The following is a 12279-nucleotide window of genomic DNA, read 5'->3' as shown; positions in this document are numbered from 1 at the left end:
TTCCGGGCGTCTCACACGGTCTCGGGGAGTTCCTCGAGGCCTTCGGAGACCAGCTTCGCCAGCCGGTCGAGGGCGGCGTCGGCCCCCTCGGCGTCGGAGGCGAGGACGATCTCCTCGCCCCCCTGGGCGCCCAGGCCCAGAACGGCCAGCATGGAGGCCGCGTTGACGGGGTTGCCGCCGGCCTTGGCGATCGTCACCGGGACGCCTGTGGCCGTGGCGGATCGGACGAAGATGGAGGCGGGACGGGCATGGAGGCCCTCGGCCCAGCCGACGTTGACGCGGCGCTCAGCCATGTGTTGCTGCCCTTCGAAGTTCAGGTTGTCTAGACCAGTTTTCCATATCGTGAAGCAAGCCGGGGAGGGGCACTCGCCCCCGCTCCCCGGCGGCACCGGACCGCGGCCCCGGTCCGGTGCGTGCCCCCACAGACTGCCTCGCGCCGTTGCCGTACGCGAGCCGTACTCTGGGGCCCATGCAGATCTCGTCGGACCGGCATGAGTACCCCGCCCACTGGGAGGCCGACGTGGTGCTGCGGGACGGCGGCACCGCGCGTATCCGCCCCATCACCGTCGACGACGCCGAGCGCCTGGTCAGCTTCTACGAGCAGGTGTCGGACGAGTCGAAGTACTACCGTTTCTTCGCGCCCTACCCCCGTCTGTCCGCCAAGGACGTGCACCGCTTCACGCATCACGACTTCGTGGACCGGGTGGGGCTCGCGGCCACCGTGGGCGGCGAGTTCATCGCCACCGTACGCTACGACCGGATCGGCCCCGACGGGACGCCCGCGTCTGCGCCGGCCGACGAGGCCGAGGTCGCCTTCCTCGTGCAGGACGCCCACCAGGGCCGGGGCATCGCCTCCGCCCTGCTCGAGCACATCGCCGCCGTCGCTCGGGAGCGCGGCATCCGCCGGTTCGCCGCCGAGGTGCTGCCGGCCAACAGCAAGATGATCAAGGTGTTCACGGACGCCGGGTACACCCAGAAGCGCAGCTTCGAGGACGGTGTCGTCCGCCTGGAGTTCGGCCTCGAGCCCACGGACCGCTCCCTGGCCGTGCAGCAGGCGCGCGAGCAGCGCGCCGAGGCCCGCTCGGTGCAGCGGCTGCTCGCCCCGGGCTCGGTCGCCGTCATAGGCGCCGGCCGTGCGCCCGGCGGCGTGGGCCGCGGTCTCCTCGACAACATCCGGGACGCCGGGTACACCGGCCGCCTGTACGCCGTGAACAAGGCCCTGCCGCCGGAGTGCGAGGAACTCGACGGAGTCGCCGGGGTGCCCGCCCACCGCTCGGTGCGGGACATCGACGGCCCGGTCGACCTCGCCGTCGTCGCGGTCCCCCCCGGACAGGTCTCCGAGGTCGTCGCCGAATGCGGCGAACACGGGGTGCAGGGACTCGTGGTCGTGACCGCCGGGTACGCCGACGCGGGCCCCGACGGCCGTGAGCGCCAGCGCGCCCTCGTCCGCCAGGCCCGCTCGTACGGCATGCGGATCATCGGACCGAACGCGTTCGGCGTCATCAACACCTCCTCGGACGTACGCCTGAACGCCTCGCTCGCACCGCAGATGCCGCGCCCCGGCCGCATCGGCCTGTTCGCCCAGTCCGGAGCCATCGGCATCGCCCTGCTGTCGCGGCTGCACCGGCGCGGCGGGGGCGTCACCGGTGTCACGGGTGTGTCCACCTTCGTGTCCTCCGGCAACCGGGCCGACGTCTCCGGCAACGACGTCCTGCAGTACTGGTACGACGACCCCGACACCGATGTCGTCCTGATGTACCTGGAATCCATCGGCAACCCCCGCAAGTTCACCCGCCTCGCCCGCCGGACCGCCGCCGCGAAGCCGCTGGTCGTGGTCCAGGGCGCCCGTCACGGTTCCGGCCCCCGCGGCCACGCCGTACCCGCGACGCGCATGCCCCACGCGACCGTCTCCGCACTGCTGCGGCAGGCCGGGGTCATCCGGGTGGACACCATCACGGAACTGGTCGACGCGGGCCTCCTGCTCGCCCGCCAGCCACTGCCGTCCGGCCCCCGTGTGGCGATCCTGGGCAACTCCGAGTCCCTGGGCCTGCTCACCTACGACGCCTGCCTCGCCGAGGGGCTGCGCCCGCACCCCCCGCTGGACCTCACCACCGGGGCCTCGGCGGCGGACTTCCACACCGCGCTGTCCCGGGCGCTCGCCGACGACACCTGCGACGCGGTCGTCGTGACCGCGATCCCCGCACTGGGGGAGCCGCCGACCGGCGACGCGGCACTCGCCGGGGCGCTGCGCTCGGCCGCCGCCGCGACGCCGTCCAAGCCGGTCCTGGTGGTCCACGTGGAACTCGGAGGCCTCGCCGAGGCCCTCTCGGCGGCGGCCGGCACGGCCCCGCAGCCCGCCCCGGCCACCGAGGACCGCCTCCGGGCGCGGGACCCCGGCCCCGCACCCTCCGCCGGTCAGCGCCCGGCCGGCTCCGGGACACCGTCCGCCGCCGACGGAACGGCCGCCCCCGCGGCGCCGGCCACCGCACCCGCGCCGGTCGCTCCACGGGGCCCGGCCGGCCCGCCTGCCCCCGGGAGCCCCGGCCAGGCAGCCCCGCCCGCGAGCCTCCCCGACGACGCCCACCTCATCCCCGCCTATCCCGCCTCCGAACGCGCGGTCCGGGCCCTCGCCCACTCCGTCGCCTACGCCCAGTGGCGCCGGGACGCCGCCGACCCCGGCAAGGTCCCCGCGTACGAGGACATCGACGAGCGGAGCGCCGCCGCCCTCGTCGACGCGCAGCTCACCCGCGGGGAGAGCCTCACCCTCGGCCCCGAGGAGACCTGCGCCCTGCTCGGCGCCTACGGCATCCACGTCCACCGCGCCCTCCCCGCCCCCACCGCGGACGCCGCCGTCGATGCCGCCCGCGCCCTCGGCCGGCCCGTGGCCCTCAAGGTGACCGCCCCGCACCTCAGGCACCGCGCCGACCTGGGCGGCGTACGGCTGGACATCGCGGACGAGGAGCAGCTGCGCCGGGCCTACGCCGAGCTGACGCGGCAGCTCGGCACGCCCGGGGAACTGCGCCTCGTCGTGCAGCGGATGGCGCCGCGCGGTGTCGACACCATCGTCCGCGCGGTGATCGATCCCGCCGCCGGAGCCGCGCTCTCCTTCGGGCTCGCAGGTCCCCCGTCGCAACTGCTCGGGGACATGGCGCACCGGCTGATCCCGGTGACCGACCAAGAGGCGAACTCCATGGTCAGGTCGATCAGGACCGCACCCCTCCTGTTCGGCTGGCGCGGCTCGACCCCGGTCGACACCCCCGCCCTGGAGGAACTGCTGCTGAGGGTGTCGCGGCTGGTCGACGACCACCCCGAGGTCGTCGAGGTCGGCCTCGAGCCGGTCGTCGTCGCCACCCGCGGGGTGAGCGTCCTCGGCGCCTCCGTACGCCTGGCACCGCCACCCGCCCGCGACGACCTCGGCCCCCGGACCCTCCCGGCGTACTGAGAGCGGCGTGAGCCCTCCGTCCGTTCCCACTCGGCAGGTCACCGTGGGTTTGACGGTGCGTCGAACGGGTTACCTGTGCCTGCGGCCGGCAGCGGCACCTGCCGCGGGCACAGGACGGAGACAACGGCATGCATCTCGGGGCCATCGACGCCGGCAGGGCCGGCTCCCCCTTCGTCCGGCACGTCGCCCGCGGCGGTCCCGAGGTGCCGGCGTCCTTGCCCGCCCCTCCGCCGGTGAGGTGTGGCGCGGCGGTACCCCGCCGGACGGCTGACCCCTGCTACACAGAGCACTGAACGCCCCATCATTGACGAACCGGGGCACAACCCTCAGGGCTCGGGCGGAGGCCGACCGCGTGTCAGCGGTCCGGCCACCGCGAAGGAGTTGGTGCTGACGTGCTGGTCCTGCTGGCCGCCCATGCGGTGGCCGCAGTGTCGATGCCGTGGTGGGAGAGGCGGCTCGGCCGTGCGATGTGGGCCGTGGCCGCCCTGGTGCCACTGGCGGCCGTCGTCTGGGCGGGCACGCGGGCGGGCCGCGTGCTGGACGGCGGCGCGTACCGGGAGTCCCTGTCCTGGGCCCCGGCGCTCGGCCTGACGATCGACCTGCGCCTGGACGCCCTGTCACTCCTGATGCTGTGGGTGGTGGCCGGTGTCGGAGCCATGGTGCTCCTGTACTGCCGGTACTACGTCGAGCGCGACGCCGGCCGGCTGGCCGCCCTGCTGCTCTCCTTCGCCGGGGCGATGACCGGGCTGGTGCTGGCGGACAACCTCTTCGTGCTGTACGTCTTCTGGGAACTGACCACGGTCGCCTCCTTCCTGCTGATCGCGGGGCGCGGGGAGGGCGCGGAGCAGCGGCGCGCCGCCCGCCAGGCCCTGCTGGTGACCGCGGCCGGCGGCCTGGCGATGCTGCTCGGCTTCATCGTGCTGGGCCAGGAGGCCGGCACGTACCGCGTCTCCGAGATCCTCGCCGACCCCCCGCGGGGCGGCGGAGTCTCCGCCGCCGTGGTGCTCGTCCTGGTCGGCGCGTTCGCCAAGTCCGCGCAGATGCCGCTGCACGGCTGGCTGCCCGCGGCGATGGTCGCCCCCACACCGGTCAGTGCCTTTCTGCACGCGGCGGCGATGGTCAAGGCCGGGGTCTACCTGGTGGCCCGGCTGGCGCCCGCCCTGGCCGACGTGGCCCCGTGGCGGCCGATGGTGCTCGGGGTGGGACTCGCCACGATGGTGGTGGCCGCGTGGCGGGCACTGCGCGAGACCGACCTGAAAATGCTCCTCGCCTACGGGACCGTCAGCGAACTCGGCCTGCTGACCGCCCTGCTGGGCGCGGGAACGCGGACGGCGGCGCTGGCCGGGGTGGTGATGCTGCTGGCGCACGCGGCGTTCAAGTCGGCACTCTTCCTGTCCGTCGGGGTCGTCGACCACAGCACGGGCACACGCGACATCCGGGAACTGTCGGGCCTGAAACGCCGGCTGCCCGTGCTGTTCTGGGTCACGGCACTGGCCACCGCGTCGATGGCCACTCTGCTGCCCCTCGTCGGCTTCCTGGGCAAGGAAGCAGCCCTGGAAGCCCTCCTGCACGGCACCGGACTGGCCTACCACTACCAGCTGACGGTGGTGCTCGTGTGCGGCTCCGCACTGACCGTGGCGTTCGCGGCACGGTTCCTGCACGGCGCCTTCGGCGGGCGCCGGCCGTCGGGAAAGGCGGCGCGCTCCGTGCGGAGCCCGGAACCCGGATTCGTCGCACCGGTGGCCGTCCTGTCCGGGGCGGGCCTGGTGCTGGGCGTGGCGTACACCGCCACGGGGGCCCTCGCCGCCGCCTACGCCGACGCCTATCCGCCGGGATCCGACGGTCCGTACGAACTGTCCCTGTGGCACGGGTTCACGCCCGTGCTCGGTCTGTCCGCGCTGTCGCTCGTCACCGGTCTCCTGATCCACGCGGTGCAACGCCGAGGCGTTGCGACGGACCGCATGCCGCGCCTGCCCGACGTGCAGCACGCGTACGACCGTGCGAGCGAGGGCGTGGACCGGCTGGCCGTGACGCTGACCCGGCACACCCAGGTCGGCTCCCTGCCCGTCTACCTGACCGTCCTGCTCGCGACGGTCGTCGCCGTGCCCGGCACGGCGCTCGTGGCCGCGGGCCCCTCACTGGGATCACCGCCCCTGTGGCGGCATCCGCTCGAACCCGCCCTGGCCGTGGTGATACTGACGGCCGCCGCGGCGGTGGTGGCCGCCCGGCACCGGCTCACCGCCCTGCTGCTGACCGGGGCCGTCGGATACGGCGCGGCCGGCCTGTTCCTGGTGCGGGGCGCCCCGGACCTGGCGCTCACCCAGTTCCTGGTCGAGACGTTGACGCTGGTCGTCGTGGTGCTGGTGCTGCGCCGGATGCCGGCCCGGTTCGACCCCGGCCGGACGGCGGCCCCGGGGCGCGTGCTGCGGGGTGCGCTGGCCGTCGGGGTCGGCCTCGTCGTCACCTGCTTCGCGCTGGCGACGTCCGCCGCGCGTACGGCCCCGGCGATCTCACCCGAGTACCTGCGCCGGGCGTCGGAGACGGGTGCCTACAACGTCGTCAACGCGATCATCGTCGACTTCCGGGCCCTGGACACGCTGGGCGAGATCTCGGTCGTCCTGGTGGCGGCGGTCGGGGTCGGCAGTCTGGTCCGGTTCCGCGACCGCAGCGCGGTACGGGTGACCGACGAGGAGCCGCCGGCCCGGTTCCCCACGACGCACTGGGACGAGCCCCGGCAGACCTGGCTGCCGGGAGCGGGCGAACGGCCCGGCGGCGAGCGCTCGGTGCTGATGGAAGTGGCCACCCGGCTGCTCTTCCCCTCGACCCTGGTGCTCTCGCTGTTCCTGCTGTTCTCCGGGCACTACCGCCCCGGCGGAGGCTTCTCGGGCGGTCTGGTGGCAGGGCTGGCGTTCGTCCTGCGGTACCTGGTGGGCGGACAGGCCGACCTCGGCGCCGCCGTACGCCTGCGTCCGGTCGCGGTCGCGGGCACGGGTCTGCTGATCGCGGCGGTCGTCGGGCTGGTGCCGCTGGCCTTCGGCGGTACGCCGCTGGACAGCGACCTGGTGACGTGGCACCTGCCGCTGCTGGGCGAGGTGAAGTGGGCGACCAGCGTGTTCCTCGACGTGGGCGTCTACCTGCTCGTGGTCGGCGTCGTCCTCAAACTCCTGTCGGCGGTGGGTGTCTCACTCGAAGTGGCCGGCGCGGCGACGGACCGGCAGGAGGAGGGATCCGCTCGATGAACGGCGCGGGCGACATCACGCTGAACACGCTCGACGTGACGATGGCCGTCGCGGTGGGCGGCCTGTTCACGATCGGCTTCCACCTCATGCTGCAACGGTCCCTGATGCGGATCGTTCTCGGCTTCATCCTCCTGGGCCACGGCACCAACCTGCTGCTCCTGGTCGCGGGCGGCACCACCGGCCGGCCCCCGGTGCTGGGGGGGAAGCCGGTGGACCCGGCGGAGGCCGCCGATCCGCTGCCCCAGGCCATGGCGCTGACGTCCATCGTGATCACGTTCGGTCTCACGGCGTTCCTGATGGTCCTCGCCTACCGTTCCTGGCGGCTGTCCGGCAGCGACGAGGTGCGCGACGACGTGGAGGACCGGCGCATCGCCCGGCAACGCGCCGACACCGACGAGGAAGCCGACACCGACGAGGAAAACGCCACCGACGACCCCGGCGACGGCGACCAGGGCGACGGCGAGTCGGACCACCGCGACCACCGCGACCACGGCACCGCTCCGGGGGAACACCGATGACCGCACTGCTGCTCGCCCTGCCCGTGGTGCTGCCGGCCCTGGGCGCCGCCACGGCCCTGCTCGGACTGCCCGTCCGGGTGACCCGCCCCATGAGCACCCTCGTACTGGCCTGCGTACTGGCGGACGCCGTCGCGCTGCTCGTCCTCGCCGACACCCGCGGCCCGCAGGCCGTGCACGTCGGCGGCTGGCCGGCCCCGCTGGGCATCACGCTCGTCGCCGACCGGCTGTCGGCGCTCCTGCTCGCCGTGTCCCTCCTGGTGACCCTGGCCGTGCTGCTCTTCGCCATCGGCCAGGGCACCGCGGAGAAACGCCGGAGCTCGGCGGAGGTCTTCCACCCCGCCTACCTGATGCTCGTCACCGGAGTGAGCCTGGCCTTCCTCACCGGCGACCTGTTCAACCTCTTCGTCGCCTTCGAGGTGCTGCTCGCCGCGTCCTACGTGCTGATCACCCTGGACGCCGACGGAAACCGCACCCGCGCCGGTATGACGTACATGATCACCAGCCTGACCTCCTCCCTGCTGTTCCTCACCCTGGTCGCCCTGGTGTACGCGGCCGCCGGCACGGTCACCCTGGCCCAGCTCGGACCGCGGCTCGCCGAGCTCCCCGACGGACTGCGCGGCGCACTCGCCCTGCTGCTCCTGGCCGTCCTGGGCATCAAGGCGGCGATCGTCCCCCTGCACTTCTGGCTGCCCGACAGCTACCCCACCGCGCCGGCGCCGATCACCGCCGTGTTCGCCGCCCTGCTCACCAAGGTCGCCATCTACGCCCTGCTGCGCACCCAGACCCTGCTCTTCCCGCGCTCCAGCGTGTGGACCCTGCTGGCCTGCGTGGCGATCGCCGCCATGATCGTGGGCATCCTCGGGGCCCTCGCCCAGGACGACATCAACCGGCTGCTGTCCTTCACCCTCGTCAGCCACATCGGCTTCATGCTGTTCGGGCTCGCGCTGTTCGACACACTCGGACTCACCGGCACGGTCCTCTACATCGTCCACCACATCGTCGTCCAGGCGGCGCTCTTCCTCGCCGCCGCCCTCGCCGTGCGCCACGCGGGGACAACGGGCATGAAGCGCATGGCGCAGGGGCCGCCCCCGGGGCCGTTGGTCGCCGCACTGTTCGCCCTCCCCGCACTGAGCCTGGCCGGGATCCCGCCGTTTTCCGGGTTCGTGGCCAAGCTGACCCTGCTGCGGGCCGGTGCGTGGCAGGGCGGCACCGCGGCGTACGCCCTCGCCGCGACCGCCCTGCTCACCAGCCTGCTGACGCTCTACGCCATGACCCGGGTCTGGACCAGGACCTTCATGCGGCAGGACCCGCACCCGGTCCGCGGTGACACGCCACCGCCGGACAGGCCGGCCCCCGGCACCGCCCTCCGCCCGGAGCGCCGCGCCGTGCGGCGCGGGACCGGGCTGATGACCGCCGCCACCGTCGTCATGGTGGTCACCAGTGTCGCGGTCGCCGTCTGCGCGGGCCCGCTCGCCCGCGTCGGCGAACGAGCCGCACACGACCTGCTCGACCCGCGCGAGTACCGCTCCGCGGTCATGACCGAGGGGGACCGTTGACCTGCCGGGAGCATGCCCGCCGAGTCCTGCGCCGCCTGCCCATGACCGGGTGGCTGTGGCTGCTGTGGATCGTGCTGTGGGGTTCCGCCGGCCCGCTGGTCCTCCTCGGAGGCCTGCTCGCCGCCGTGGCCGTCGTCGGGTCCTTCCCCCTGCCGCCGGTCCTGCCGGGCGCCGTGCCCCGGCCGCTGTCGATCGCGCGCCTGCTGGTCGACCTGCTGAAGGATCTCGTCGGGTCCGGGGTCACCGTCGCCTGGCAGATCCTGAGACACGGGGGGAAGACGTCCGCGGCGATCGTCGAAGTCCCGCTGCACGTCGACAGCGACCTTCTGATCACAGCGGTGGCCGAACTCACGACGATCTCCCCCGGCACCCTGGTGGTGGAGATCGACCGGCGCCGGCGGCGGCTGTACGTCCACGCGCTCCCGGTCCGCGACGAAACCGACCTCGCCCGCCGCAGAGAGGTGGTGCAGGCCGTCGAGCGCAGGGTGGCGCGGGCGGTCGGCCGCGGCCGACGCACCGGAGGGGCGGGTGACGACCCCGCCGGACCTGCCTCCGGCCCCGGCCCCGGCCCTGCCTCCGGCTCCGGGCCTGCCTCCGGCTCCGGGCCTGTGGGTGGCTCAGGGTCTGCCACCGCCTCTGAGGGCTCCGGCGGCCTTGGTTCTGGCCCGGGTTCCGGTCCCGGCCCGTGGCCTTCCCCCGGCCCTGAGGGCCCCGGGCCGGCCTCCCGGTCCGAGGCCGGCCCCGGACCGGCCCCCGGCCCTGAGGGCCCCGGCCCCGGCGGCGATTCCGGGCCTTTCGACGCCCCTGGACCTTCCGGCGGTCCCGGGCCTGCTGCCGACCCGGGGCCGTCCGACCGCCCTGGTCCTCCCGACCACCCTGATCAAGGAGGCGGAACCTCATGACCGTCGTGTACACCGGCACCCTGTCCGTGGTGTCAGCGGCCGGCCTGCTCGCCCTGCTGCGTCTCGTGCGCGGTCCGGACGCGCTCAACCGCATCGTGGCGCTCGACGCCCTCCTGACGATGATCATCGTCGGGGCCGCCGTGGGCATGGTCCTGCGCGAGGACGCCACGCCCCTGCCCGTGCTCGTCGTCCTCACCCTGCTGGCCTTCATCGGATCGGTGACGGCCGCCCACCTGATCGAGAAGCGGGCAGGCCTGCGATGACCGCGGTGGCCGACGTGATCACCGCCGTCCTGCTCCTGGCCGGCGCGCTCTTCTGCCTGCTCGGCTCCGTGGGCCTGATCCGCTTCCCGGACATCGTCAGCCGCCTGCACGCGGCCGCCAAGGCCCAGACGCTCGGCCTGATGCTCGTCCTGGCGGGAACCGCCGTGCAGATGCCCCTGCGCTACGCGCCGGTGCTGCTGCTCATCATCCTGTTCCAGCTGTTCACCGCGCCGATCACCAGCCAGATCGTCGGCCGCACCGCCTACCGCGTCCAGGCGCTCGACCGCGGCGCGCTGTTCCGGGACGAACTCGCCGACCGTCTCGCGCGGGACGGCACTCCGGTGGACGAACAGCCCTCCCGCGAGGACGCGGACCAGTGAGTCCCGCCGGCCGTACCGGCCGGGCCTTTCCCGGCCCGGCCCGGCCCGGCGCGCGCGGGGGAGTGCCGTGACCGGTGCCTCGCAGTCAGCGGTCCCCCGTAGGATGGGCGTCATGGCCAAGACCAGTACGACGACCCAGGGGCTGCGGGCGGCGATCGAGCGCAGCGGCTACTACCCGGCCCTCGTGGCCGAGGCGGTGGAGGCCGCCGTGGGCGGCGAGCCCGTCCGGTCGTACCTGGTCCACCAGGAGACGACGTTCGACCAGAACGAGGTACGGCGCCATGTGACCGTGCTCGTCCTCACCGGCAACCGCTTCATCGTCAGCCACACCGACGAGCAGGCCGCCGACACCACGTCCCCGACCCCGTACGCCACCACGTCCACGGAGTCGGTCAAGCTCGGCCGGATCTCGTCGATCGTGGTCAGCAGGGTGGTCGCCAACCCGGAGTCGTACAAGCCGGGCACGCTGCCCCGCGAGATCGTGCTCACCATCGGCTGGGGCGCGGTGGCCCGGCTCGACCTGGAGCCGGCCGCCTGCGGCGACCCCAACTGCGAGGCCGACCACGGCTACACGGGCAGTTCGACGGCCGACGACCTCAGCCTGCGGGTGAGCGAGGCCGGGGACGGCCCGGAGACGGTGCGTCAGGCGCTCGCCTTCGCGCAGGCCCTCTCCGAGGCGACCGCGGACTCCGCACGCTGATGCCGCACGCCTCCCCGTCCCCGCACACCCCGCCGTCCCCGCACACCACCGGCTGGGACGTCCACCCGGAGCCCCTCGCCCCGGACTCCGCCCCCCTGCCCGAGTACGGCACCGGCTCGCTCGCCGACCTGCTGCCCACCCTCGCCGCGGGCATGGGCGTCCCCGGCACCACCGCCGCGATCCCGGAGCTTGCCCCCGCCGACCGGAACTGCGTGTTCCTGATCGACGGCCTCGGCTGGGAGCAGCTGAAGGCGCACCCGGAGGAAGCCCCGTTCATGGCGTCCCTGATGGCCGCCTCCCGGGGCGGCACCGGGCGTCCCCTCACGACGGGTTACCCGGCGACCACCGCCACCTCCCTGGCCTCCGTCGGCACCGGCCTGCCGCCCGGCGCGCACGGCCTGCCGGGCTACACCGTGCGCAACCCGGACACCGGCGAGCTGATGAACCAGCTGCGCTGGCAGCCCTGGACCCGGCCCGACACCTGGCAGCCCCACCCCACCGTCTTCCAACTGGCCCACCGGGCAGGGGTGCACACCGCCCAGGTGTCCTCACCCGCCTTCGCGAACACCCCGCTCACCAAGGTCGCGCTCAGCGGCGGCACCTTCCACGGGAGGCTGTCCGGCGAGGAGCGCATGGACCTCGCGGCCGCTCAACTGGCCGCCGCCGACCGCTCCCTGGTCTACACGTACTACGCCGAGGTCGACGGTGCCGGGCACCGCTTCGGCCTCGACTCCGACACCTGGCGCGGCCAGCTCATGTACGTCGACCGCCTGGTCCAGCGGCTGGCCGAGCAACTCCCGCCGCGCAGCGCGCTCTACGTCACCGCCGACCACGGAATGGTCGACGTGCCCTTCGACGAGGAGCACCGCATCGACTTCGACCACGACTGGGAGCTGAGCGCCGGAGTCGCCCTGCTCGGCGGCGAGGGCCGCGCCCGTCACGTCTACGCCGTTCCGGGCGCCGCCAGGGACGTCCTGACCTGCTGGCGCGAGGTGCTCGGCGAGCAGTTCTGGGTGGCCTCGCGGGACGAGGCGATCGGCGCGGGCTGGTTCGGCCCCCGGATCGAGGAGCGCGTGTACCACCGTATCGGCGACGTGGTCGCCGCCGCCCGGGACGACGTCCTGATCATCGCCTCCGAGCGGGAGCCGAGGGAGTCGGAGATGGTCGGCAACCACGGTTCCCTCACCCCTGCCGAACAACTGGTCCCCCTCCTCGAAGTACGCTCCTGAGGCCCACCCGGCCCGTCCTCACCGCCCGTTCCCGCCGAAAGGTGCCCGAC

10 protein-coding genes are annotated in these 12279 nt (G+C 73.9%); 9 read left to right on the top strand and 1 reads right to left on the bottom strand.

The window, feature by feature from the left end; translation table 11 throughout:
- Positions 1-11: 11 nt before the first annotated feature.
- Positions 12-293, bottom strand: a complete 282-nt coding sequence (locus ORI94_RS08765) for an HPr family phosphocarrier protein (RefSeq protein ID WP_042172977.1) — start codon at positions 291-293, stop codon at positions 12-14.
- A 176-nt stretch (positions 294-469) separates the two neighbouring features.
- Here ORI94_RS08765 and ORI94_RS08760 point away from each other — a divergent pair, with 176 nt between their 5' ends.
- From ORI94_RS08760 to ORI94_RS08720, 9 genes are all read left to right on the top strand, one after another.
- A complete protein-coding gene (locus tag ORI94_RS08760; protein WP_266073791.1) occupies positions 470-3442 on the top strand; it encodes a bifunctional GNAT family N-acetyltransferase/acetate--CoA ligase family protein in 2973 nt (990 codons plus the stop codon).
- 392 nt (positions 3443-3834) lie between these two features.
- Positions 3835-6681 carry a Na+/H+ antiporter subunit A gene (locus ORI94_RS08755; RefSeq protein WP_266073790.1) on the top strand — a complete coding sequence of 949 codons (2847 nt, stop codon included), beginning with the start codon at positions 3835-3837 and terminating at the stop codon, positions 6679-6681.
- Positions 6678-7199, top strand: a complete 522-nt coding sequence (locus ORI94_RS08750; protein ID WP_266073789.1) for a Na(+)/H(+) antiporter subunit C — start codon at positions 6678-6680, stop codon at positions 7197-7199. The genes ORI94_RS08755 and ORI94_RS08750 overlap by 4 nt, the downstream gene beginning before the upstream one ends.
- Positions 7196-8755: a Na+/H+ antiporter subunit D gene (locus tag ORI94_RS08745; protein WP_266073788.1), complete on the top strand. Its 1560-nt coding sequence runs from the start codon at positions 7196-7198 to the stop codon at positions 8753-8755. Before ORI94_RS08750 ends, ORI94_RS08745 begins: the two co-directional genes overlap by 4 nt.
- Positions 8752-9657, top strand: a complete 906-nt coding sequence (locus tag ORI94_RS08740; RefSeq protein WP_266073787.1) for a Na+/H+ antiporter subunit E — start codon at positions 8752-8754, stop codon at positions 9655-9657. Before ORI94_RS08745 ends, ORI94_RS08740 begins: the two co-directional genes overlap by 4 nt.
- Positions 9654-9920, top strand: a complete 267-nt coding sequence (locus ORI94_RS08735) for a monovalent cation/H+ antiporter complex subunit F (RefSeq protein WP_266073786.1) — start codon at positions 9654-9656, stop codon at positions 9918-9920. Before ORI94_RS08740 ends, ORI94_RS08735 begins: the two co-directional genes overlap by 4 nt.
- Complete coding sequence (mnhG, locus tag ORI94_RS08730) at positions 9917-10300, top strand: monovalent cation/H(+) antiporter subunit G (RefSeq protein ID WP_266073785.1); 384 nt, start codon at positions 9917-9919, stop codon at positions 10298-10300. The genes ORI94_RS08735 and mnhG overlap by 4 nt, the downstream gene beginning before the upstream one ends.
- 112 nt (positions 10301-10412) lie before the next feature.
- The gene (locus ORI94_RS08725) at positions 10413-11000 is read left to right on the top strand and encodes a DUF5998 family protein (RefSeq protein ID WP_042173127.1); all 588 of its coding nucleotides are present in this window, start codon (positions 10413-10415) and stop codon (positions 10998-11000) included.
- Positions 11000-12229 (top strand): alkaline phosphatase family protein, encoded by a 1230-nt coding sequence (locus ORI94_RS08720; protein WP_266073784.1) that lies wholly within the window; start codon positions 11000-11002, stop codon positions 12227-12229. The genes ORI94_RS08725 and ORI94_RS08720 overlap by 1 nt, the downstream gene beginning before the upstream one ends.
- Positions 12230-12279 lie beyond the last annotated feature (50 nt).

Source organism: Streptomyces sp. NEAU-W12, assembly GCF_026242095.1.
GTDB lineage: Bacteria > Actinomycetota > Actinomycetes > Streptomycetales > Streptomycetaceae > Streptomyces.
This window is presented reverse-complemented; position numbering and strand designations above follow the sequence as displayed.